General features: G+C 37.5%; 25 protein-coding genes and 1 other RNA gene. 16 read left to right on the plus strand and 10 right to left on the minus strand.

From position 1 onward, the window contains the following. The first annotated feature begins 3 nt into the window (after positions 1 to 3). The 3 genes from ACFOSX_RS09915 (at position 4) to rny (ending at position 2104) form a co-directional block, all read left to right on the plus strand. Positions 4 to 291 carry a cell division protein ZapA gene (locus tag ACFOSX_RS09915; protein WP_386100049.1) on the plus strand — a complete coding sequence of 96 codons (288 nt, stop codon included), beginning with the start codon at positions 4 to 6 and terminating at the stop codon, positions 289 to 291. 60 nt (positions 292 to 351) lie between these two features. Beyond that, a non-coding RNA gene (gene ssrS / locus ACFOSX_RS09920) (6S RNA) lies at positions 352 to 471 on the plus strand. 55 nt (positions 472 to 526) lie between these two features. Then, positions 527 to 2104: a ribonuclease Y gene (rny, locus tag ACFOSX_RS09925; RefSeq protein ID WP_386100052.1), complete on the plus strand. Its 1578-nt coding sequence runs from the start codon at positions 527 to 529 to the stop codon at positions 2102 to 2104. Positions 2105 to 2166: 62 nt separating this feature from the next. Here rny and xerD read toward each other — a convergent pair whose 3' ends face one another. After that, positions 2167 to 3075, minus strand: a complete 909-nt coding sequence (gene xerD, locus ACFOSX_RS09930) for a site-specific tyrosine recombinase XerD (protein WP_386100055.1) — start codon at positions 3073 to 3075, stop codon at positions 2167 to 2169. A 102-nt stretch (positions 3076 to 3177) separates the two neighbouring features. Next, complete coding sequence (locus ACFOSX_RS09935; RefSeq protein WP_386100058.1) at positions 3178 to 3519, minus strand: TM2 domain-containing protein; 342 nt, start codon at positions 3517 to 3519, stop codon at positions 3178 to 3180. Positions 3520 to 3619: 100 nt separating this feature from the next. On the opposite strand from ACFOSX_RS09935, the gene ACFOSX_RS09940 reads away from it, so the two are divergent. From ACFOSX_RS09940 to ACFOSX_RS09960, 5 genes are all read left to right on the plus strand, one after another. Continuing rightward, a complete protein-coding gene (locus ACFOSX_RS09940; protein WP_386100061.1) occupies positions 3620 to 4492 on the plus strand; it encodes a hypothetical protein in 873 nt (290 codons plus the stop codon). 172 nt (positions 4493 to 4664) lie between these two features. Continuing rightward, the gene (locus tag ACFOSX_RS09945) at positions 4665 to 5204 is read left to right on the plus strand and encodes a hypothetical protein (protein ID WP_386100064.1); all 540 of its coding nucleotides are present in this window, start codon (positions 4665 to 4667) and stop codon (positions 5202 to 5204) included. Positions 5205 to 5387: 183 nt separating this feature from the next. Then, positions 5388 to 5987 carry a porin family protein gene (locus ACFOSX_RS09950; RefSeq protein WP_386100067.1) on the plus strand — a complete coding sequence of 200 codons (600 nt, stop codon included), beginning with the start codon at positions 5388 to 5390 and terminating at the stop codon, positions 5985 to 5987. A gap of 72 nt (positions 5988 to 6059) precedes the next feature. Then, on the plus strand, positions 6060 to 6476 hold the full coding sequence (aroQ, locus tag ACFOSX_RS09955; RefSeq protein ID WP_386100069.1) for a type II 3-dehydroquinate dehydratase: 417 nt from the start codon (positions 6060 to 6062) through the stop codon (positions 6474 to 6476). A gap of 11 nt (positions 6477 to 6487) precedes the next feature. Then, a complete protein-coding gene (locus tag ACFOSX_RS09960) occupies positions 6488 to 6967 on the plus strand; it encodes a hypothetical protein (protein WP_386100072.1) in 480 nt (159 codons plus the stop codon). A 277-nt stretch (positions 6968 to 7244) separates the two neighbouring features. Here the strand turns inward: ACFOSX_RS09960 and lpdA are convergent, their stop codons facing one another. The 3 genes from lpdA to msrB form a co-directional block, all read right to left on the minus strand. After that, positions 7245 to 8621, minus strand: coding sequence for a dihydrolipoyl dehydrogenase (gene lpdA / locus ACFOSX_RS09965; protein ID WP_386100075.1), 1377 nt, complete (start codon positions 8619 to 8621; stop codon positions 7245 to 7247). A gap of 56 nt (positions 8622 to 8677) precedes the next feature. Continuing rightward, positions 8678 to 9229 carry a DUF1572 family protein gene (locus ACFOSX_RS09970; RefSeq protein ID WP_386100078.1) on the minus strand — a complete coding sequence of 184 codons (552 nt, stop codon included), beginning with the start codon at positions 9227 to 9229 and terminating at the stop codon, positions 8678 to 8680. Positions 9230 to 9323: 94 nt separating this feature from the next. Next, complete coding sequence (gene msrB / locus ACFOSX_RS09975; protein WP_386100081.1) at positions 9324 to 9809, minus strand: peptide-methionine (R)-S-oxide reductase MsrB; 486 nt, start codon at positions 9807 to 9809, stop codon at positions 9324 to 9326. Between the two features lie 178 nt (positions 9810 to 9987). On the opposite strand from msrB, the gene ACFOSX_RS09980 reads away from it, so the two are divergent. The 3 genes from ACFOSX_RS09980 to ACFOSX_RS09990 all read left to right on the plus strand — a co-directional run bounded on the left by ACFOSX_RS09980 (position 9988) and on the right by ACFOSX_RS09990 (position 13423). Then, the gene (locus ACFOSX_RS09980) at positions 9988 to 10815 is read left to right on the plus strand and encodes a M48 family metallopeptidase (protein WP_386100084.1); all 828 of its coding nucleotides are present in this window, start codon (positions 9988 to 9990) and stop codon (positions 10813 to 10815) included. Positions 10816 to 10881: 66 nt separating this feature from the next. Further along, a complete protein-coding gene (locus tag ACFOSX_RS09985; protein WP_386100087.1) occupies positions 10882 to 12222 on the plus strand; it encodes an MFS transporter in 1341 nt (446 codons plus the stop codon). 34 nt (positions 12223 to 12256) lie between these two features. Then, positions 12257 to 13423: a hypothetical protein gene (locus ACFOSX_RS09990; protein ID WP_386100090.1), complete on the plus strand. Its 1167-nt coding sequence runs from the start codon at positions 12257 to 12259 to the stop codon at positions 13421 to 13423. Positions 13424 to 13494: 71 nt separating this feature from the next. On the opposite strand, the gene ACFOSX_RS09995 is transcribed toward ACFOSX_RS09990, so the two are convergent. The 4 genes from ACFOSX_RS09995 to ACFOSX_RS10010 all read right to left on the minus strand — a co-directional run bounded on the left by ACFOSX_RS09995 (position 13495) and on the right by ACFOSX_RS10010 (position 16489). Continuing rightward, positions 13495 to 14232 carry a head GIN domain-containing protein gene (locus ACFOSX_RS09995; protein ID WP_386100092.1) on the minus strand — a complete coding sequence of 246 codons (738 nt, stop codon included), beginning with the start codon at positions 14230 to 14232 and terminating at the stop codon, positions 13495 to 13497. 61 nt (positions 14233 to 14293) lie between these two features. Continuing rightward, the gene (locus ACFOSX_RS10000; protein WP_386100095.1) at positions 14294 to 15385 is read right to left on the minus strand and encodes a hypothetical protein; all 1092 of its coding nucleotides are present in this window, start codon (positions 15383 to 15385) and stop codon (positions 14294 to 14296) included. Beyond that, positions 15363 to 15929, minus strand: coding sequence for a hypothetical protein (locus tag ACFOSX_RS10005; protein ID WP_386100098.1), 567 nt, complete (start codon positions 15927 to 15929; stop codon positions 15363 to 15365). Before ACFOSX_RS10005 ends, ACFOSX_RS10000 begins: the two co-directional genes overlap by 23 nt. Further along, entirely contained in the window at positions 15929 to 16489 is a 561-nt protein-coding gene (locus ACFOSX_RS10010; RefSeq protein ID WP_386100101.1) for an RNA polymerase sigma factor, read from the minus strand. Before ACFOSX_RS10010 ends, ACFOSX_RS10005 begins: the two co-directional genes overlap by 1 nt. 226 nt (positions 16490 to 16715) lie before the next feature. On the opposite strand from ACFOSX_RS10010, the gene lon reads away from it, so the two are divergent. The 4 genes from lon to ACFOSX_RS10030 all read left to right on the plus strand — a co-directional run bounded on the left by lon (position 16716) and on the right by ACFOSX_RS10030 (position 21383). Next, positions 16716 to 19169 (plus strand): endopeptidase La, encoded by a 2454-nt coding sequence (gene lon / locus ACFOSX_RS10015; protein ID WP_386100104.1) that lies wholly within the window; start codon positions 16716 to 16718, stop codon positions 19167 to 19169. Between the two features lie 273 nt (positions 19170 to 19442). After that, positions 19443 to 20462 (plus strand): type IX secretion system protein PorQ, encoded by a 1020-nt coding sequence (porQ, locus tag ACFOSX_RS10020; protein WP_386100107.1) that lies wholly within the window; start codon positions 19443 to 19445, stop codon positions 20460 to 20462. Continuing rightward, a complete protein-coding gene (gene cmk / locus ACFOSX_RS10025; RefSeq protein ID WP_386100110.1) occupies positions 20463 to 21149 on the plus strand; it encodes a (d)CMP kinase in 687 nt (228 codons plus the stop codon). It abuts the gene before it with no gap. A gap of 93 nt (positions 21150 to 21242) precedes the next feature. Next, complete coding sequence (locus tag ACFOSX_RS10030) at positions 21243 to 21383, plus strand: hypothetical protein (protein WP_386100113.1); 141 nt, start codon at positions 21243 to 21245, stop codon at positions 21381 to 21383. 209 nt (positions 21384 to 21592) lie between these two features. Here ACFOSX_RS10030 and ACFOSX_RS10035 read toward each other — a convergent pair whose 3' ends face one another. Then, entirely contained in the window at positions 21593 to 21970 is a 378-nt protein-coding gene (locus ACFOSX_RS10035; RefSeq protein WP_386100116.1) for a LysM peptidoglycan-binding domain-containing protein, read from the minus strand. Positions 21971 to 22248: 278 nt separating this feature from the next. Here ACFOSX_RS10035 and rpsA point away from each other — a divergent pair, with 278 nt between their 5' ends. Then, positions 22249 to 24099: a 30S ribosomal protein S1 gene (gene rpsA / locus ACFOSX_RS10040; protein ID WP_386100119.1), complete on the plus strand. Its 1851-nt coding sequence runs from the start codon at positions 22249 to 22251 to the stop codon at positions 24097 to 24099. The last annotated feature ends 99 nt before the right edge of the window (positions 24100 to 24198 follow it).

Genomic DNA, 24198 nt, shown 5'->3' on the forward strand with positions numbered 1-24198 from the left:
TAAATGGCGGATAAGCTAAAAATAAAACTCTCAATTGCTAATAGAGTTTATCCTTTGACAATCGATCCAAGCCAAGAAGAGGGCTTGCGGAAAGCGACAAAGAAGATTGAAGCAATGATCAGCCAGTTTGAGCAAAGTTATTCCGTAAGGGATAAGCAAGATGTTTTGGCCATGTGCGCCTTACAATTTGCGGCCCAAGTGGAACAGAAATCGATAGATAAAGCGTATGTGAATGAGGAGGTGCAAGACAAATTAAAAGCCTTAAATACCTTATTAAATAATCATATATAACTCGTACGTTCTTTTAAATAAAACTAGGTTACTGCCTACATTAGTTACATTTTTTGATAAACTCAACGTTAATTCTTTAAAAAGGGTGAGTTGAAGTTGTAAAATCGTGCTGTTAATACGAAAGTGTTTAGACAGATTTTTGATCAGCTTGTTAGCCCTAAACTTGTTTTTAAGGAGTTTATACAGAATCCAGAACTGATGTAGGCTTTTTTTATATACTAAACTAAACACTAACATGGATACTAACACAATAATATATGCCGTAGCGGGTATTGTCTTAGGGGTGATTATTGGCTATTTTTTAGCGAAATCATTGGCCAAGGGCAGTGCTTCAAAATTGATTGCTGAAGCAGAGAAGGAAGCCAGCGTCATACTGAAGGAAGCAAAAATAAATGGGGAGAACCTCAGAAAAGAAAAAGAACTCAAAGCAAAAGAAAAATTTATAGAATTAAAAGCGGAGCATGAGAAGGTCATTCTTTCTCGTGATAAGAAAATGGCAGATGCCGAAAAGCGTATCCGCGATAAGGAATCACAGATAAGCTCAGAATTATCCAAAGCTAAAAAGAGTAGCCAGTCTTTAGACGATAAAATCAAGGATTACGATTACCGCATAGAGTTTCTCGACAAGAAAAAAGAGGAATTAGAAAAAGCCCAAAAAAGCCAAATAAAACAGCTGGAAGTCATTTCTTCATTGTCTGCTGAAGAGGCTAAAGAGCAGTTGATTTCTTCACTTAAAGAAGAAGCCAAGTCAGATGCCATGGCGTATGTGCAAGATAGGGTGGAAGAAGCTAAAATGACCGCCCAGCAAGAGGCCAAGAAAATTATTATTAATACCATTCAGCGTATAGGTACTGAGGAAGCTATTGATAATTGTGTTTCTGTATTTAATATTGAATCAGATGATGTTAAAGGACGAATTATTGGTCGTGAAGGGCGAAATATTAGAGCCATTGAAGCGGCAACGGGCGTAGAAATTATTGTTGATGATACGCCAGAAGCGATTATCCTGTCGTGTTTTGATTCTGTTCGTCGCGAAATAGCACGATTGTCCCTACACAAATTGGTGACGGACGGACGTATACATCCTGCAAGAATAGAAGAAGTCGTGCGAAAAACACAGAAACAGATTGAACAAGAGATTATAGAAGTCGGTAAGCGTACGGTTATCGATTTGGGTATTCATGGTCTGCATCCTGAATTGATAAAGATGGTAGGACGCATGAAATACCGTTCGTCTTACGGACAAAACCTATTGCAACACTCTAGAGAAGTTGCGAAGCTTTGTGGCGTTATGGCAGCAGAATTGGGATTAAATCCTAAACTAGCTAAGCGAGCTGGACTTTTACACGATATCGGGAAAGTTCCAGACTCCGAAGCTGATGTAGAAACCCCTCACGCCATTTTAGGTATGAAATGGGCTGAAAAGCACGGTGAAAAGCCAGAAGTATGCAACGCCATTGGAGCTCACCACGACGAGATTGAAATGACCACATTGTTATCACCGATCATTCAGGTGTGTGATGCTATTTCTGGAGCAAGACCCGGCGCGAGACGCCAAGTGCTGGATTCATACATACAACGTCTGAAAGATTTAGAAGATGTGGCCTTTGGATTTACAGGTGTTAAGAAAGCATATGCCATCCAAGCGGGACGTGAACTTCGTGTTATTGTAGAAAGCGAAAAGGTATCAGATGATAAGGCGGCAGCACTATCTTTTGAAATTTCCCAGAAAATTCAAACGGATATGACCTATCCTGGTCAGGTTAAGGTTACTGTGATTCGTGAAACGAGAGCGGTGAATATCGCTAAGTAATTTTTTGACTATATAAGTTAAAAGGCATTCATTTAGTTGGATGCCTTTTTTATTCACAGCTTTTATTTTCTTGGATGAAACTTATTTAAGACTTCACTCAAATGCGAACGATCAATGTGCGTATAGACTTCGGTCGTTGTAATACTTTCATGACCTAGCATCATTTGAATAGCTCTAAGATCTGCACCGTTCTTTAATAAATGGGTAGCAAAGGAATGTCTAAAGGTGTGTGGGGAGATGGTTTTCTTCAACCCGATTTGCTCAGCCAATTTTTTAATAATCGTAAAAACCATGGCACGAGTCATTTGCCGCCCTTTGTAGTTTAAGAATAAGATATCCTTGGATTCTGAATCAATGCTAATATGGTTTCGTTCTTGGCGCCAAATAGTTATGTGCTTTTGTGTATTTTCACTAATAGGCACAAACCGCTCTTTATTTCCCTTGCCCGAAACTTTTATAAAGCCTTCGTCAAAAAAAAGATCTGAAATTTTTAAAAACGTTAACTCACTCACGCGAAGTCCACAACTATAGAGCGTTTCCAAAATGGCTTTATTGCGGTGCCCAAGATTTATACCTCTAAAGGCGTAGCTTAAATCAATAGCATCTATAAGTTGGTCTATTTCATCTTCGGAAAGCGTGTCAGGGAGTTTTCGACCCAATCTTGGGGTTTCAATGAGATCCATGGGATTATCAGTTCGTAAATCTTCAAATACCAAATAATTGAAAAAATTCCGTAAACCCGATATTATTCGAGCTTGGGACCTTGGCGCCACTTTTTTTGAAATGGAATAAATAAAAGTCTGTAATTCTTCCTTATCAATTTTTAACGGTTGATTTGATTTAAGGTCTAAATCTAGATGCCTAATCAACTTTTGAAGGTCAAACCCATAATTTTCAATGGTATTATCAGACAGACCTCGCTCTATTTTTAGATAGGTTTTGTATTGCTTTATGGCGGTCGTCCAATTCAATATACTTGTATTTAGGTAGTTTTATCTGTTATGTCAATTTAAATAAAAAGCCGTTCAAAATAAAATTGAACGGCTTTTCAGACTGAAAATTATAACTTGTGCTTATAGCCCAGGATATGAATCTGTTAGGATTTGCACAATATCAATAATGTGTCCTACCAAGAAAAATCCTAAAGTAAGAATATAAAGAACATTCCAATACCATGGACTTCCAATATACCATCTGTGTGCAGCAAAACCACCTAAAACAAGCCACAAGGCAGCAGCAACCCATTTGTCTTTTTGCCCACTCGCAGCAGGTACGGCTTCGTAGACTTCTTCTGTAACATCTTGTGTCACCGAATTTTGAGTTGTTACAGCAGTTCTTTTTACTGGAAACGAGGCATAAGCCGCATTAAAGCTTAGCATAAGGGCTAAGGCCGATAATAATAATCTTAATTTCATAAAGGTTGATTTAAAGTTTCCGAAAATTAGTAAAAAAAAATTACTTGAAGTTTAATTTGTTTTAAAACAATAAACCATATTTGTTCAAAATATTTCGAAAATGAAATTCATTTACGCAGTTGCTTTCGTGTTTTTTTCAATTTCTATTGGAGCTCAGGATATTAGCAAGTTTGGAGGATTTATAAAAATACAAGACTCTCTTTTTATAAAATATAGAATTGAGTTTACAGAAAAAAATGGTGCAATATCAGGGATTAGTTTCACTGACTTTGGGGGAGAACACGAGACAATGTCTAAAATAGCAGGAACATATTCCGAAGACGACAAGCTTATATCATTTAGTGAAGTGCAAATGATCTATACGAAGTCACCAGTCTCACTTGACAATTTTGATTTCTGTAATGTACATTTTCAACCTTCTAAATTTAAAATAGGATCTGATAAATTATCAGGGGATTTTAAGGGAAAATTTAAAGACGGCTCAAAATGTTTAGATGGCGAGATAGCGATGAGTTCTTATGATAAAATTAATCAGCGTGTCTCCAAATTTTCCAAAAAAGTAGAAAAGTCGAGACGTATCCCTGATTCTATTAAAAACAAAGTTAGAGATATAAAAATTATCGATACGCTTAATTTGAATATCCTTAAACCAAATGATATTACATCAATACCTACAAAATCTAAAAGTTTAAAGTTTGAGATCTATGATGGCGGTCAAATCGATGGTGATATCATCAGTATATATCAGGATGGCAAACTTATTCTGTCAAAGCATAAAATATCAGCTACCAAGGAAACCTTTGAAATTCCAGTTTTAAAAAGAAAAACACAGTTAAAAATTGTCTCGGAATCGGTTGGTAGTATAGGCGCTAATACGGCAATTATTGAGGTGCTTGATAATGGCAATATTATCAAAACCATGACCAATCTCAACAAGGGAGAATCAACACTCATAGACGTAATTAAAATATAGATTACAGCATGCGTTAGGACTTATTTTGTTAATAACTCTATTTTCAAACTACTGTAAATCAATATATTTATTTTTATTGTTGATTAATTTGTTGATAAGTGTCTTTCTTTCATTTCAGGGGAATTGTGATTTATTAATAGTTTAGAATTATCAATTTTAAAACTCAAAAATCATGAAAAAATTAGTTTTGGCTGCATTTGCAGTATTTGCATTAACCTTTGTTAATGCTCAGGAAGATGGTAGCGCATTGTCTAAGGGAAGTTGGGTCGTTGAAGCCAATACAGGTTTTGGTGGCGGTTCTTCTGGCTTGGCTCATAGCGCAAACACAGGGTTTGGACTTTATTCCGTAGATGATTTAACAGTGTGGTCTGTAGGTGGCGAAGCTGGCTATTTTGTTGCTGATGATCTTGCCATTAAAGTAGGTTTAGGTTATAATGATTTTGACGGTGCAAACTCGTTTACTTATAAACTAGGGGCTAAATATTATATCGGTAGTGAATTTCCTGTTCAAGTAGATCTTACTGGCGCATCAGGTGATGATATTTTTGGTGATGAAAAACCATTGTGGCTAGGTCTTCAAGGTGGTTATGCTTGGTTTGTAGCAGATAATATTTCCATTGAGCCTGGATTACGCTACAATATTTCATTGAATGAAGATTTTACTGATGAAGGTGTTTTTGAAGCGCGAATTGGTTTTGCACTTCATTTCTAGAGATTATAGAATAATTTAAAAATTCGTAGTCAATTGATTACGGATTTTTTTATGGATTACGTATTCATTGAATTTCTTAAAAAAGTTAGTTCATTTCGTATATAGTAAAAAATAATTTTGAGCTTATAAGAATTCTATTACATTTGTCCACTCAAATTTTAAAAAACAAATCAATTTTACTTTATGAAAAAATTTTTCACCTTAATTATTGCGGTTGTTGCAATTAGTGTTAATGCACAGTCAGATAAAGGAGACTTTACCATTGCCCCTCAAGCTGGTCTTAATTTATCCAATTATACAAGTTCTGAAAATCTGAACAATAAAATACGAGTAGCCTTTAATGCTGGTGTTGTTACCGAGTATTATTTTAGTGACAGATGGAGCTTAAGATCTGGATTGATTTATGACTCAAAAGGAACAAAACTTGAAGAAGGTTCATTTAACCTTGAAGAAAAGTTGAATTACCTAGTATTGCCGGTACATGCAAATTGGCATTTCGGTAGTAACAGAAACTGGTATCTTAACTTTGGACCAAGTTTTGGGTTTTTATTAAGCGCAAAAGCGGATGAAAACGGTCAGGAATCAGATATTAAAGATCTTGTTAACTCATTTGATCTAGGTCTAGGTTTAGGTATCGGATATAAATTCAATATGGACGATAGAACACAATTCTTTATTGAATACCAAGGCTATAATGGTTTTATCAACATCGCAGAGGAAAGTGATATAAATCTATTAAATGCTACTTCGGCCTTTAATATTGGTGTTATATTCAGACCATAAATCATTTATTATAATTTAAAACCGAAGCGCTGGCTTCGGTTTTTTTATGCCCTAAATTTATATCTTTACTTTATGAAGAAAATCATCATCATCAACGGCCCAAACCTAAACCTTCTTGGCAAACGTGAGCCTGACGTTTACGGCAACAAAAGTTTCGAGGATTACTTTAAAACACTTCAGGAGCGCTATCCTAATATCCAGTTAACCTATTACCAATCTAATATAGAAGGTGAATTAATTGATAAATTACAACAGGTTGGTTTTTCTTGTGATGGTATTATTTTAAATGCGGGAGCTTATACGCATACGTCTGTAGGTATCGGTGATGCCGTTAAGGCCATAGAAACACCGGTGGTTGAAGTGCATATTTCCAATACGTTCTCTAGAGAAGCCTTTAGGCATCAATCTTATATATCTTCACATGCTATGGGCGTAATTCTTGGCTTTGGTTTAAGGAGTTATGATTTAGCAATTAAAAGTTTACTATAAATTATAGACCAATGAAAATAGTCGTTGCCTCCTTTGTTGTCTTGTTTCTTGTATTAACAAATTCTGTTGATGCGCAGACAGATTTTGGCATTAAAGCTGGTACAAGTCTTACATTTTTTAATGAGGATAATGGTGTCTTTGGCGAAGACCCAGAACTCGAAGTTGGTTATTTTGGTGGTGTTTTTTTAGATGTTGTAATTGATAATGGCTTTCACTTTCAACCAGAATTACTATATAAAGGGCTTGGAGATTTCGAGTTTCTGAATTTACCTCTATACCTCAAATACGATGTGGACAACAACTTTCACATTCTTGCTGGGCCAAGTATGAATTATTTCTTCAATTTTTTCGTCAATAAATTTAAGATTCGAGGTGATTTTAGCTTAGCATACGATATCTCGGACGACTTGGACATAAGCTTGAAATACACTATTGGTTTTGAAGAGATTTCGCCCAATGTATTATTCATAGGATTGGGCTACCGCTTATAATTTTTTATACAGTTTACATTTCTTTTTTGAACTTTCCCATTAGTTTAACTTTAGCATTTCTTATCATTTATTTGTGATTTGATTGTGAACTGTTAACACTAATCTCTACTAGATTTGTAGGTATAACCAATCCATCAATCAAATAAAAATGAATAGTAATTTTAAACGTTAGTTAGTGATTTAAAAATGTGTTTTAGTCTCTGGTGTTGGTTACAGAACTAGAACAAAAAAAGACGATTCAATTGAATCGTCTTTTTGTTTTCTAAGTGTATTTGGGTTACAAGTGAATCACTTCATCATAAGCGTCGGCAACAGCTTCCATAACCGCTTCACTCATGGTAGGGTGTGGATGCACAGCTTTTAAAACCTCATGTCCTGTAGTTTCTAATTTTCGACCTAAAACCGCTTCCGCTATCATGTCGGTTACACCAGCACCAATCATATGACAACCTAACCATTCACCATATTTAGCATCGAAAATAACTTTTACAAAACCATCTTTAGCACCACTGGCACTTGCTTTTCCAGAGGCTGAGAACGGGAATTTTCCAATCTTAACATCAAGACCTTGCTCTTTGGCTTGGGCTTCGGTTAGTCCAACACTTGCAATTTCTGGCGAACAATACGTACACCCTGGAATGTTACCGTAGTCTAACTTTTCAACGTGCTGTCCGGCGATTTTTTCAACACAAAGAATTCCTTCAGCAGAAGCTACGTGTGCCAATGCCTGTCCTGGTGTAACATCACCAATAGCATAATAGCCAGGAATGTTGGTTTGGTAGTAATCATTAACGAGGATTTTATCTCTATCTACAGCAATGCCAACATCTTCCAGTCCTATGTTTTCAATATTTGATTTAATTCCAACAGCTGATAATAGGATATCCGCTTCAAGAACTTCTTCACCTTTTTTGGTTTTTACGGTTGCCTTTACACCGTCAGCAGAGGTATCAACAGATGTTACCTCAGCGGAGGTCATTATTTTTACACCACTCTTTTTAAAGCTACGCTCTAATTGCTTAGATACTTCATCATCCTCAACAGGAACGATTTTAGGCATATATTCCACAATAGTGACTTCTGTACCCATAGAGTTGTAGAAGTAAGCAAACTCCACACCAATGGCACCAGAACCGACGACAATCATCTTTTTTGGTTGTTCTTCCAAAGTCATGGCCTGTCTGTAACCAATGACTTTTTTACCATCTTGAGGAAGGCTTGGCAACTCACGAGAACGTGCACCTGTTGCGACAATAATATGGTCGGCTGAGTATTCTTTGCCGTCGACATCTACTTTCTTACCAGGTTTTAGTTTCCCAAAACCTTCAATGACATCGATTTTATTTTTCTTCATTAAGAATTTTACACCATTGCTCATACCATCAGCAACACCACGGCTTCGTTTTACTACGGCATCAAAGTCGTGAGAAGCATCTTTAACATTAAGACCGTAATCTTCGGCGTGCTTTAAATATTCGAAAACCTGAGCGGATTTTAATAGCGCTTTGGTTGGGATACAGCCCCAGTTAAGGCAAACCCCACCAAGACTTTCCTTTTCAACAACAGCCGTTTTAAATCCTAATTGTGATGCTCTAATGGCGGTAACATAGCCTCCAGGACCGCTACCAAGAACAATAATATCGTATTTACTCATGAGTCAATTTTTAGTTGAATTTTGAAGCTACGAATTTACGAAACGTCGGGGGAATATTAAAGGTCTTCCGTAAAATGTCTTCGGGCTTTGGATTTGCCGAATTTTTTAGAATTATAGATTTCAGAATTTCCTTTTGGAATGGATAGTGATTGCCAATCTGTACCTTTTATTGATTTACCTATGAAGACCATTTGTCCTACGTGATAGGCATAATGAATCATTTGGCGATTGATGGCTTCAGTTACGGTGTGACCTTGATTACGAATGTAGATGGTATCTTCAAGTTGGGTTTCAGACAGGTTGTTTAAAGTATGAAACAAACAATTCCAGCCTTTTTCCCAATAACTAATAAGAGTTTCATTTGATTCAAAATCATTAATAAATTCAGAATCGCGATGTCGCCATGATTTTTCACCATCCTCTTCAAGAAAATTAGTCCACCGGCTGAGCATATTACCTGCAAGATGCTTTGCTATGATGGCAATAGAATTATCTTCAGATTGAAAGGTTTGATTTAATTCCGAAAAACTGAGCTGGTCAAACGTTTTGTCTGCAAGGGATTTGTAGTATTCAAACTGTTTTATGACGCTTGAGAGATAGGAGGACATGGGTGTTGTTTGATTATAAAGTTATAGAATATTCAATTATTCAGGAAATTTTCCCATTCAAACCAATAACCAATAACCAATAAAGAATGACTCTTTATTCCTTTTCAGGCTTAAAATCCAAAGCAACTCCATTAATGCAATGACGCTTTCCGGTAGTGTCTCTCGGCCCGTCATTAAAGACATGACCTAAATGACCACCACATGTGGCGCAGTGTTCTTCCGTTCGGGCGTAGCCTAAGTTATAATCTGTAGAGAATGCGACATTACCTTTTATTTCTCGGTCAAAGCTTGGCCATCCCGTACCTGAATCGAATTTATGCTCACTTTTAAACAATGCGGTGCCACAACCTGCACAATGGTAGGTTCCTACTTCGTAGTTTTTATTAAGTGGACTGGTAAAAGGTCGCTCTGTGCCAGCCTTGCGTAGTACGTAAAACTCTTGATCTGTTAATTCTGCCTTCCATTCAGCTTCCGTTTTATTGACGGGAAAGGATTCTGCTTTTTCGGACTTCGCTTTTTGTGCCGAACTGTTGCAACTGAAAAGAACCGTAAGTATAAGTAATGAGAAAAATCGTTTCATGCTTTTTTTTATAAAGTTAAGGCTTCAATCTTGTTTGTGATAAATTTTAACCAATTCTTAATTTTTGTCGGCTTATGAAGCCATCCATTACTAGTTAGGACAACTTATTTGGGCATATAAGTCAATAAGTTGTAAATTAAGGTACTATTTTTGTGTTATAACCATTAAAAATTAAGTCATGAAACATACTATAAAAATCCTAGCGGTTTTCCTTTTGGCCTTTGCCATGTCTTGTAAGACCAATCCTTTTACTGGAAAAAAGACGATAGCGCTGGTGTCTAATTCAGAATTATTCCCAACATCCTTTGCTCAGTATAATCAAGTACTTTCTGAGGAAAAGGTAGTTAGAGGGACAGCAGAAGCCGAAACCATAAAACGTGTAGGGCAGAAGATATCTGTTGCTGCTGAGCGTTGGCTAACGGCCAATGGTTACGAGAGTTATTTAAATGATTATAAATGGGAGTACAGTCTTATTGAGTCAGAGCAGGTCAATGCGTGGTGTATGCCAGGTGGAAAAATTGCTTTTTATACAGGTATACTTCCTATAGCAAAAAATGAGACGGGTATTGCAGCAATTATGGGTCATGAGGTGGCGCATGCATTAGCCAATCACGGCCAACAACGTATGAGTACCGGACTTTTACAGCAGATTGGTGCCGCTGGTGTTGCCGTAGGTACAAGTGGTAAATCTGCCGAAGCACAACAAGCTTGGATGCAAGCTTATGGTGTAGGCTCTACATTAGGAATGTTATCTTATAGTAGAAAGCATGAAACAGAGGCCGATAAAATCGGACTTTACTTAATGGCAGTTGCTGGTTACAATCCAGATGAAGCTTCAGAATTATGGAAACGCATGAAAGCCAATAGTGGAGGACAAGCACCACCACGATTCTTAAGTACGCACCCACATCCAGACGATCGTATTCAGAATTTAAAAGCTTTAGCGCCTCAGGCAAAAGCAGAAGCCGCAAAATATGGTGTGACATCATTTAAGCCGGTGAATTAAAATCTAAAATATATTTGATTACTTTAGAGCTGTCCAATTTTGGGCGGCTTTTTTAGTACCAACCTTATGCAAAACTTTGAAAAGGGGAGCAAAAAACTTCTCAATGCCTGGGCTTTCTACGACTGGGCTAATTCGGTATATACACTAACTATTGCCTCATCCATATTTCCGATATTTTACTCCACTTTATTTAAAGACAAGGACGAATTGGTTTATGCCTTTGGATTTGGTATGAAACAGACGGTTCTTATTTCTATCGTTACTGCATTTACTTTTTTGGTAGTTGCGTTTTCGTCGCCAATTTTATCAGGTATTGCTGATTATGTGGGAAACAAAAAAACATTCATGAAGTTTTTCTGTTATGTTGGTGGTTTAGGATGTATCGGTCTGTATTGGTTTAGCGTGGATGCTGAATTAATCCATGTGAGTCTTTTGTTTTATTTTATGGGATTGATTGGCTATTGGGGAAGTTTGGTGTTCTATAATTCGTATTTGCCAGATATCGCTTATGAAGAACAGCAGGATGCTGTTAGTGCCAAAGGTTTCGCTTGGGGCTATGTAGGTAGTGTTCTATTATTGATTTTAAATTTAGCAATGGTCATGAAACCTGAATGGTTCGGTTTTGATGTAGGTGAGACTGAAGCGTCTAGAAATGTCGCTTCAATATCTGCCATGAAAATCTCGTTTATCACAGTAGGGATTTGGTGGATGCTATTTAGCCAATATACCTTTTATGTATTACCAAAAGGGGTGTCATCTGGTCACAAAGTTACTAAGGATGTTATATTTAATGGCTTTAGGGAATTGAAACAGGTCTGGCAAGAACTGAAAGGCAACTTACGCCTGAAACGTTATCTCAATGCTTTTTTTGTATTTAGTATGGCGGTACAAACCATTATGCTCATGGCGGTATATTTTGGGGAAAAAGAAATTGCCTGGGAAGATGACGGGCAAAAAACAATGGGCTTGATTGTTTGTATTTTGATTATTCAAATCGTAGCTATTCTAGGTGCTTACCTAACATCTAAAGCTTCTGCACGTTTCGGTAATATAAAGACGCTTATCGTTGTTAACGCCATTTGGATGTTGCTCTGCATATATGCGTATTTTATGATTACACCGCTTCAGTTTTATATTGCGGCCGGATTGGTAGGTTTAGTAATGGGAGGCGTGCAGGCACTTGGTCGTTCTACCTATTCAAAATTTTTACCTGATACAGAAGACACTACATCGTATTTCAGTTTTTATGATGTTGCGGAAAAGATAGGTATTGTGATAGGGATGACGATTTTTGCCATTGTAGACCAAATCCAGTCGATGCGGATTGCAATTCTATTTTTGTTTGTCTTCTTTTTAGTCGGAATTATTCTGCTTTTCAGGGTACCAGAAAATAATCCGTCAGAATAATTCTTATGTTTGTGCGCACCAATTTATAATGAATATGAAAAAACTACTTGGACTTATATGCTTCGCCGTATTATTTATGGCGGCCAATTGTGAAAACGAACCGCTAGAAGGCGAATTTTTAACAGAAGCTGAAGTTGCTTGCCTACAAGCTATTGACGCTAGTGCCGAGGCACAAGCCAATTTTGATGTCGCTAGCACTGAAGACGCTCCAGCTTTATGTAGTATGTTAAAAACCGCATTGGAAGCTCAGATAGCGTCCTGTGGTGATGATAATGGATTTTTACAAGCGCGAATTGATAGTTTGGGTGATTGTTCCATTCAGATTGATGAAGAAGCTTGTGCAATGGCTAGGGCAGAAAAAGATACAGCCGAAATTGCATTTAATGATTCTACGGATGAAAATTATACGGAAACTTGTAATGCTTTAAAGGAAGCGCTTGAAGCCGTATTGCAACAATGTGGCCCAGACCAAGCTATTCAAGACCAAATTGATAGTCTAGGGAATTGCTTATTGTCGTCAGAACCTGTTTTGATTAAACAGATTATTTTTACAGAACCATCAGGCGAATCGTATACAAACGACTTCAGTTACGAAGGAAATCGTCTAACGTCTATAACTTCATCCGATGGTGGTATAACAGAATATATTTATGAGGCGGAGGTGATGCAACGTATTGAGAATAGAGGTGCTAATGGAGAAATATTTGATTACACGGAGTTAGAGTACAATGCAGAAAATCAATTATCCGCTTATAGTACTATTATTCCAGATGCCAATCAGGGCTACAGAACAGAGTTGACCTATAATATTGATGGTACTATAACTCAAGAAACATTTATTGGAGATGCGGACACGCAAACCGAGGTATTAGGCACTAGAGTATCGACTTTAGTTAATGGACAAATTACTGAAGAAACAGCTCCTGATGGTTCATTTATAGCATCATATTCGTACGACTCAAGCAATGGAATCTATAAAAATATATTTAAAATAGAACAATTGCATTTAATCAATTTCGATTTTTCACAATTGTTAGGAGGCGCACAAAACAATATCACCGAGTTTACACAAGATGATGGTAGTGGTGGAACAGAGATGGAGCTCTTTACCTATACCTATAATAGTGCTAATTACCCTGAAACGGGACAGTTATTTTATGACGGCGTTTTAAATGTGGATATACAATTCTTTTATGAATAGAAAATTAAAACCATAAAAAAGGTGTCTTAGTATTAAGACACCTTTTTTTATGTTCGCCTAACGTCTACAGTCTAATTCTCCACACTACCAGAACCAATAACCTTGATGTCTTCTTTAGTCGGAGTACCACGATATTCAATATCACCAGAGCCAGTGACTCTTGCTTTAAAATTACCGCTAACCCTAACATCTGCATCGCCAGAACCCGTAACGCTGGCATCCGTATTTACGCTATTTAAGTCAAAACCATGAAAGTCACCAGAGCCAGTAACATTGGCATCTAAGTTGGTTGCACTTCCTTTTAAGGTGAGGTCTCCAGAACCAGAAACACTTCCTTTTAAATCTGTTGCTTCTACATTTAAGATGATATCACCAGAACCAGATAAAGACACGTTGAGGTTTGAGGCTTTAATGGTGCCTTCATTCCAAACGTCACCAGAGCCAGAAAGTGATACTTTGTTCACAGACTCGTAAGGAATGGTAATCACAATCATTTTGTTTTTACTTGGCTTAAGGTTCTTTCCTGTTTTAACGCGAATACTCAAGGCACCGTTTTTTACTTCGGTAATAATGTATTCTTGAAGGTTAGATTCTGCTTCAACCTTAATTGTGCCTTCAGAACCTTGAACCAATTTAAAGTCCATAAATCCGGCACATTTAATGGCGTCATAGTCGCCGACATTTCTGGTGTCTGTGGTCATGTTGCCATTGCCTTTAACGCCTTTTCCGTTTCCCCAATCCCATTGCCCATAAGCTAAGGTTGCCATGCATAAAAATGGAATGATAAGTAGTGATTTGATAGTTTTCATTGTTGTTCGTTTTTATTGATTAATATTTTGTTTTTCCTCTCGCTTCATGTGAAGGCGATAATTATTTTTTCTTGAATGTAATACTCCCATAGTCCGAATTTATCCGCACCTTATTGCCAGACCCAGATTTTCCTTTAAATCCTGAGTAATACTTACTTCCAGAGCTGACCCGCTTTTTACTAAACTCAAATCCATCATCGCCTCGAAGTCCGCCGTAGTCCAAATCAATTTCAAAATCGAAATTATAATCAGCGTCATGGCCAATGGTCATTCCGGCGTAATCTGTGTCAATAGAAATGTTTCCTGCATTGCTTGCCATTCTATCGATTTTAATAGAACCGTAATCAGCTTTGATGGATACGTTTTTAAAGACATTTCCCAATCGAAGGCTAAGGTAGTCGCCGTTTCCATTTAAGTTGTTGATATTAGAGATGGAAAGAGAACCATAATCACAGTTATATTCTACATTCTCAGCCATTTCTATAATCGATTTGGTATAGTCTGCATTGATGACTAAACCTTCAGTTTTAGAGACCGTATAGCTACTGTAATCGGCATTGATTTTACCTGATTTAATGTATTCAAAATAGCATCCGTTGCTATAATCAAAGTTGATGCTATTACCAGACGCCATTAATTCTTTGGTGGTAATTTTGCCATAGTCGCAGTTCAATTCGGCTTTACCTTGTAATTTATCTAAAGTGATATCGCCATAATCATTATTCAGATTTACATTTCCAGTCATCGGCATTTTTATGGTATAGTCAATCTGCATCTTTATATTGTTATTGCTTCCCCAATTCCACCATGAGCGTTTTTCTTTATTGAAAATGGTTTCTACCGAGACCCAATCGCGCGAAGCGGAAAATTTCACATCAATATCATCAAGTTTCTTTTGGGCTTTCTCTTCGCTACTGCTTGTCACTTTAATTGTAACGTCGATTTCAATTCGATTTTCATCCCAAGTAATCACGTTAACATTGCCATAGCTATTATCCACCTTTAAGGTAGCGTTGCTAGATACATCGTATGATTTTTCAATGGTTTTTTCAACAGTTGCCTTCAAAAAAGCAAAGTCAATAGAGGTACTAGATAATAGTACAGCGGGCGCTAAAAAGGCAAATAATAATTTAAAGGGTATACGTTTTAACATCGGTGTTGGTATTTAGTTCTTTAATATTTTCAATTTGTTCTAAGACATTGGTAAGAATGTCTATTCTGGTCTGAAAGTTGCTAATCATCGCATAAACCACGCGCTTGTCTTGACCACTTTCTTTTAAATCTGTTTTTAATTTGGTGTATTGGGTTTCCAAAACTTTCAGTTCGCGCATGGCATCGTAAATAATGTCTTCAGTTAAAGGTGATACTTCCGCATTTAGCTTTTTCAATTCTTCAGCAAGGGTAAGATGAAAGTAATCTTGCGTTTCCGCCATTTCTTGGGAAACACTTGCTAAATCATTGGTTTCGGGTTCAGACTTAAGCGTTGTAAATAGCCCAAAGCAAATCACTACCGACGCCACCATCAGCAATAAAGGCTTCCAAAGTGAGCGTACTTTAGATGATTCATCTTCAAGTACCAGAGTTTTTTTCAAGCGTTGTTCAAAACGTTGTTGGTGTCCTTCGCTTGGAGAATGGACGTCAAACTGGCCTTCCAATTCGTCAAATAAACAGTCTATGTCGTCTCTGTTTGTGTTCATTAGTAGTTTACTTTTTCCGTAAGCAATATCTGTCTCAATTTTTCTTTAGCTCTAGAAATCATCGTTCTGCAGTTGGCATAAGAGATATTCATTATCTCACTGATTTCTTCGTAATCATAACCTTCAATTAAATATAAAGTTAGGCTCAGATTATAATTGGGCTTTAACTGCTTCATGGCGGTCATCACCTGTTTTACTTTCGTACTGCATAAATCCTCTTCTTGCAAGCCAGACGCATCTTCAACCTTGTACAATAAATTGTCTAAAGGTGTCGTATTCACCTTACTGGTTTTATTGTAATCCGCAATACTGGTATTAACTACAATTCGTTTTAACCAGGCACCAAATACGTTGCTGTCATTGAGCGATTCCAACTTTGTAAATGCTGTCAAAAATGATTCTTGCATCACATCCTCAGCTTTGTAGGAATCTTTTACAATCCTATAAGCTGTATTATACATTGCATGGTAGTAGCGGTTGTAGACTTCTTGTTGAGCCTGCGCATTTCCCGAACTACAAAGCAATAGTAACTGTTCTATATTTTGATTGGTCAGTAACAAATAGCAATTGCTTATCTTAAAGAGCGACGAATTTCCGCACTGTTACACTTTTTGAAAAAATCTTTCACTTTTTTTGAATCCATTGGCATAAGAATTGAATTATCTAGGTGATATTAGTTTGAAATACTAGCGCAATAGCTTGAAAATCAATTGGTATCAATTATATCTAATTTTAGACAACAGCGCATTCTGTACCTTTGTGTGACAGAATGACCTACAATATACTATGGGAAAACGAAATTTTATAGAGCTTGACAGTTTGTCATTACAGGATTTTGACGAAAATTCGGAATTAATTCCTTTAATGACGCCTGAAGATGAAGAATTAATTAATAATGAAACCCTTCCGGAAACCCTTCCGATTTTACCTTTACGAAACACAGTATTGTTTCCAGGTGTAGTGATTCCGATTACAGCCGGACGAGATGCATCCATAAAACTTATCAATGATGCCAACAAAGGCGGAAAGGTTATTGGCGTGGTTTCCCAAAAAGACGAGTCCGTAGAAAATCCTTCTGCCGATGATATATATAAGATTGGTACCGTAGCACGAATACTTAAAGTGCTTAAAATGCCCGATGGTAACACTACGGTGATTATTCAAGGCAAGAAGCGCTTTACAATTGATGAAATAACGTCAGAACAGCCTTATTTCACGGCAAAAATTTCAAACCTTTCCGAAACCAAACCAGAAGCCAAAAACGAAGAGTTCACTGCAATCATTGATTCTATTAAGGATTTGTCGTTGGAAATCATCAAGGAAAGCCCAAATATTCCAACAGAAGCGACTTTCGCGATTAAGAATATTGAAAGTAACTCGTTCTTGGTCAATTTTGTCTCTTCCAACATGAACCTTAAAGTTGAAGAGAAGCAAAAATTGTTGGTCATCAACGATTTGAAGGAGCGTGCACTGGCAACCTTAAAATACATGAACATGGAGTACCAAAAACTGGAGTTGAAAAACGACATCCAGTCCAAGGTACAAAGTGACATGAACCAGCAACAGCGCGAATATTTCTTGCAACAACAGATGAAGACCATTCAAGAAGAATTGGGTGGTGGTGTATCATCGGGGCAAGAGATTGAAGAAATGCGAGAGCGCGCCAAGTCCAAAAAATGGGATGATAAAGTCAAAGAACATTTTGATAAAGAGCTTTCAAAAATGCAACGTATGAATCCTCAAGTAGCGGAATACAGCATTCAGCGTAATTATCTGGATTTGTTCTTGGACTTACCTTGGAACGAATACAGCAAAGATAAGTTCGATTTAAAGCGTGCTATGAAAATCTTGGACCGTGACCATTTTGGCTTGGATGATGTAAAGAAGCGTATCATAGAATACTTAGCAGTTTTGAAGTTGAGAAACGATATGAAATCGCCAATACTTTGTTTGTACGGCCCTCCAGGTGTAGGTAAAACCTCTTTGGGAAAATCCATTGCTGAGGCTTTAGGACGCGAATATGTGCGTATGTCTTTAGGTGGTTTACGTGACGAAGCGGAAATCCGAGGACACCGTAAAACCTATATCGGTGCGATGCCAGGACGAATCATTCAAAATTTGAAAAAAGCAGGAACATCGAACCCAGTCTTTGTCTTGGATGAGATTGATAAGTTGTCCACAGGAAGTCAAGGCGACCCATCTTCTGCGATGTTGGAAGTCTTGGACCCAGAGCAGAACAGCGAGTTTCATGACAATTTCTTAGAAATGGGTTATGACTTGTCTAAAGTGATGTTTATTGCCACGAGTAATAGTTTAAATACCATTCAGCCTGCACTTCGCGACCGGATGGAAATCATAAATGTGACCGGTTATACTATTGAAGAAAAAGTAGAAATCGGGAAGCGTCACCTGCTACCAAAGCAGTTGAAAGAGCACGGTTTAGATGACACATCCTTAAAGATTGCCAAACCACAATTAGAAAAAATCGTGGAAGGCTACACAAGGGAATCAGGTGTGCGTGGACTAGACAAACAGATTGCAAAAATGGTGCGGCATGCGGCCAAGAATATTGCGATGGAAGACGATTACAATATCAAAGTTACCAATGAGGATGTCATTGATGTTTTAGGAAGCCCGCGACTAGAACGTGATAAATACGAAAACAACAATGTCGCAGGAGTAGTTACAGGATTGGCTTGGACTAGAGTAGGAGGCGACATCTTATTTATAGAATCAATTTTATCAAAAGGCAAAGGCAATCTTACGATTACCGGAAACTTGGGTAAAGTAATGAAAGAATCGGCCACCATTGCTATGGAATACATTAAAGCGAATGCCGATGAATTTGGTATTAAACCTGAAGTATTCGAAAAGTACAATGTACACATTCACGTACCCGAAGGCGCTACCCCAAAAGACGGGCCAAGTGCAGGTGTAACGATGTTAACCTCCTTGGTATCTTTGTTTACACAGCGTAAAGTGAAGAAAAGCATTGCAATGACAGGTGAGATTACTTTACGTGGCAAGGTATTACCAGTGGGAGGCATCAAAGAGAAAATCTTAGCGGCCAAGCGGGCGCGTATTAAGGAAATCTTGTTGTGCGAAGACAATAAACGCGATATCGATGAAATTAAACCAGAATACCTTAAAGGATTAACTTTTCATTACGTAAGGGACATGTCGGAAGTGTTGCATTTAGCACTCACCAAACAGAAAGTGGCTAATGCGAAGACGCTTTAAGTCATAGTGATTAAATGAAATTCAGACCTGTCAGGTTTCCAAAACCTGACAGGTCTTGTCTTATCATATTTTAATGTTTTTCAATTTCTAAATTTGGTATCATTGTCATGCTGAGCGCTCCCGAAGTTTCGGGACGAAGCACATTTAAGAGAGAGTTTGCTATTTCTTGACTAAGCTAAAAGGGAGAGCTTTTCTCTTAGCCTTAAAAACCTTCCAAAAAATAAACCAACCATATCAACGTTGTAAATAAGATTTAGTTATTTTGCCAACTCTATGATAAAGCAGATTGCGACCCTATTTCTTCTTTGCGTTTCTAGCACATTGTTGGCACAGTTGGGTGGTGAAAGTACCTATCAATTCCTTAACTTAGTTACATCGCCTCGTCAAGCGGCTTTGGGTGGTAAAATCATAACAAATTTCGACCAAGATGTATCTGATGCTTTATATAATCCGGCATCGATAAATGGCGATATGCATAATCAATTGGCACTGAATTTTTCAAGTTATTTGGGTGGCATTGGCTACGGCACCGCTTCTTACGCGTATACTTACGATAGACGTTTGCAAACCTTTCATGCGGGAATCACCTATATTAATTACGGTCAGTTTGAAGGATATGACTTAGACGGAAATTCCACCGGCGAATTTAGTGGTAACGAAGTCGCGCTTTCTGGAGCGTACAATTATAAGATTCCATGGTCTGATTTTTATATTGGAGGTGCTGTAAAAATCATTAGTTCCAAGTTAGAACAATACAGTTCTATCGGTGGTGCTGTGGATGTTGGGATTATGTACGTTAATGAAGACATAGACTTCAATGCGGCGGTAGTCGTTCGGAACTTTGGAACACAGTTTACAACTTACGCAGGTTTGAGAGAGCCTTTACCGTTAGAAGTCAACTTTGGAATGTCACAAACTCTTGAATACGTCCCTATCCGTTGGCACATGACCTTTGAGAATTTACAGCAATGGCCTATCCGGTTTGCGAATCCGGCTCGGACAACCACCGATTTAAACGGAAACCAAACTGAAGAAAAAGTGGGATTTGTATCCGAATTATTGAGGCATACCATTTTGGGTGCGGAATTATTTCCGGATAGAGGCTTTAATCTCAGAATAGGTTATAACTTTAGGCGTTCAGAAGAACTTAGGATTGCCGACCAGCGTGATTTTTCGGGAATTTCATTTGGAGTGGGCATAAAATTGAACAAGATGAAATTCAGTTACACCCACGCCAGATATACCAGTGCTTCCAATACAAGTTTCTTCGGACTTCAAATTGATTTGAATTAAATGCGAAACATCATCATCGCCATTGACGGCTATTCCTCAACCGGAAAAAGTACCATTGCCAAGCAGTTGGCCGACAAACTCAGTTACATCTATGTGGATACCGGTGCTATGTACCGCTCGGTAGCGTTGTATGCTCTTCAGAATGGATGTGTGGAGGATGAAACTATCAATGAAGAAAAATTGATTTCGGACTTAGACTGCATTCAAATCAATTTTAAATATAATCCGCAATTAGGTTTTGCTGAGGTGTATCTCAATGGAGAAAACGTTGAGTCTAAAATTAGAACGCTTGAAGTATCTAAATATGTGAGTCCTGTTGCGACAATTTCCGAAGTGCGTCGAAAACTCGTGGAGCAACAACAAGCCATGGGCGAGGATAAAGGCATTGTGATGGACGGGCGTGATATCGGTACCGTTGTGTTTCCAGATGCTGAACTCAAAATTTTCATGACCGCTTCTGCTGAAACCAGAGCAGAAAGACGCTACAAAGAATTAAAAGACCGAGGCGACGATATTACGTATGAAGCGGTATTGGAAAATGTGGTTACTAGAGACCATATCGATACTACGCGAGAAGATTCCCCATTGGTCAAAGCCGATAATGCTATAGAAATTGATAATTCTAACCTTACGATAGAGGAGCAGTTATTGAAGATTTTAAAGCTCGCGGAGAATTTAATTAAGTAACTTCTTGTCATTCCTGCGTAGGCAGGAATCTATCTTATAATAAGCAACACATCGTATTAAAATCTATTCATAAATTTTCCGTACCTTACGATTATGAATATTCCAGAAGAAGCATATCAAATCATTATTCTTATCATTCTTGTAAGTATTGCTATGTGCTTAGTGGCTTACTTTACCAAGGATAGCAGGAATTTTAGAAGTAGCCGGAACAGAAAGGCGAGGAGACAGCATTAAGGAAATTCTCATTCCTTGATATCAGTAATTCCTGCATCTCGAAGATGAGGGAGCAGGAATCTTTATCTAGAAAAGCACAGATCTTTTAATTGTTGTCATGCTGAACTCGGTTCACCATCTTTTTTTCATAATACTTAAAAAAAAACCCCAAAACCAAAAGGTTAAGGGGTTTATTTATTTTACAAGGTTTCTGCTGTTGCAGAAATTTATTATAATTTAGGAATCACTAACTCTTGGTCAGGATAGATTAAATCTGCACTTTTCAATTTGTCAGAATTCGCTTTATAGATAGCATTGTACTTAGACGCATCACCATAGTAATGTTTTGCAATTTTGCCTAAGGTTTCGCCCGATTCTACAGTATGTCTTGCATACACAGACTCATCAGCAACTTTGATGTCAGCCATTAAGTCATCAGGATTTTCGCCTCCGACACGCTTAATTTCATCCCATAATAGGTCTTTCTCATATTGCGTACTTGCGGTTCCCCAAATTTTCAATTTGCCGTCAGACTCTTCTACTTTTCCGTTTTGGATGTTCAATTTTTCGCCTAAATCTAGTACGTCTTGGTATTTTGCTCTTTTCATTTTTATAGTTTTAAAAAGTTGAATTATAAATATACGATAATTTGCTTCGAGTTGAAAGACTGCAAAACGATTTGTATTGACTCATTTGTAAATATTCTATGCCATTACGTTTTAGTCTTCAAGCTGTTGTTTAATTGATTAAAAAATAGTATTTTTGCGCTCCTTTTTAGCAGACAGAGGAAAGTAGAAAAGGGATGATATAAACACAAACTAATACTTCTATGGTATTTTTTTGCTGATACTTTCAAAATCCGTAGAATACAAATTATTTATCAGCAATGGCTGAAAGCAAAACAAAAAGCAGTCCCGAAGCGTCGGGAGCAGTAGAAGCTACTGAAACACAAACTGTTGAAGCTCCACAGGTTTCTGAGGCGCAAGCAAATCCAGAAAAATTTCTAAAAGAATTCGATTGGCACAATTACGAAGAAGGTATTGAGCAAGTCGCTGATTCTAAACTTGAAGAGTTTGAAAAATTAGTATCCGAAAATTTCGTTGATACTTTAGATGATGAAGTCGTAGAAGGAACTGTAATTACTATTACAGACCGTGATGCCATCATCGACATTAACGCAAAGTCTGAAGGTGTTATTTCACTGAACGAATTTCGTTACAATCCAGATTTAAAAGTTGGAGACAAAGTTGAAGTATTGATTGACGTACGTGAAGACGCTACAGGTCAATTGGTATTATCACACAGAAAAGCACGTGTTATTAAAGCATGGGAACGTGTAAACAACGCTCATGACACAGGTGAAATCGTAAATGGTTTTGTAAAATGCAGAACTAAAGGTGGTATGATTGTCGATGTTTTCGGAATAGAGGCGTTCTTGCCAGGTTCTCAGATTGACGTTAAGCCAATCCGTGATTACGATGCTTATGTAAATAAGACTATGGAATTCAAGGTGGTGAAAATTAATCACGAATTCAAAAACATCGTTGTCTCTCACAAAGCGCTTATTGAAGCGGATATTGAAGAGCAGAAGAAAGAAATCATTAGCCAGTTAGAAAAAGGACAAGTATTAGAAGGTGTTGTTAAAAACATCACGTCTTACGGTGTCTTTATTGACCTTGGTGGTGTAGATGGTTTAGTTCATATTACTGATTTATCTTGGTCTCGTATCAACCATCCAAACGAGATTGTTGAGTTAGACCAAACATTAAACGTTGTTATCTTAGACTTTGATGAAGACAAGTCTAGAATCCAATTAGGTCTTAAGCAATTGTCTAAGCACCCATGGGAAGCGTTATCTGAAGAGGTTAAAATTGGTGACAAAGTGAAAGGTAAAGTTGTAGTCATCGCTGATTACGGTGCTTTCGTTGAGGTTGCTGAAGGTGTTGAAGGTTTAGTTCACGTATCTGAAATGTCTTGGTCTACGCACTTGCGTTCGGCTCAGGATTTTGTATCAGTTGGTGATGAAATCGATGCGCAAATATTAACTTTAGATAGAGAAGACCGTAAAATGTCTCTTGGTATTAAGCAATTAACGCCAGACCCATGGACCGATATTACGTCTAAGTATCCTGTAGGTTCTAAGCACACGGGTATTGTACGTAACTTTACAAACTTTGGTGTGTTTGTTGAATTAGAAGAAGGTATCGACGGATTGATTTACATCTCTGACCTATCTTGGACTAAGAAAATCAAGCACCCATCTGAATTCTGTAACGTAGGTGACAATTTAGATGTTGTTGTATTGGAATTAGATGTAGATGGACGTAAATTGTCTTTAGGACACAAGCAAACAACTGAAAACCCTTGGGATAAGTACGAAACTGAATTCGCATTAAACTCAACGCATACTGCTAAGATTGCTGAAATCGTAGATAAAGGTGCTACTATTGAGTTTAACGAAGATATCGTTGCTTTTGTTCCTTCTCGTCACTTAGAGAAAGAAGATGGTTCAACGTTAAAGAAAGGTGAAGAGGCAGAATTCAAAATCATTGAGTTCAATAAAGAATTCAAGAGAGTTGTTGCATCTCACACTGCAGTATTTAGAGAAGAAGAAGCTAAGATTGTAAAGCAAGCTGTCCGTAAGGCAGAAGCTCAAGCGGCCGAGGCTAAGCCAACTCTAGGTGATGCTAACGATGCGCTACAAGCACTTAAAGATAAAATGGACGGTAAGAAGTAATTCGTAATTAGACATTTTTAAGATAAGAACCCTTTCTCATTGAGAAAGGGTTTTCTTTTTAAGGCAATTGACTTTCCATTTTTTCTTCACATAAATTAA

This window comes from Winogradskyella maritima, from assembly GCF_042650215.1.
GTDB classification, from domain to species: domain Bacteria; phylum Bacteroidota; class Bacteroidia; order Flavobacteriales; family Flavobacteriaceae; genus Winogradskyella; species Winogradskyella maritima.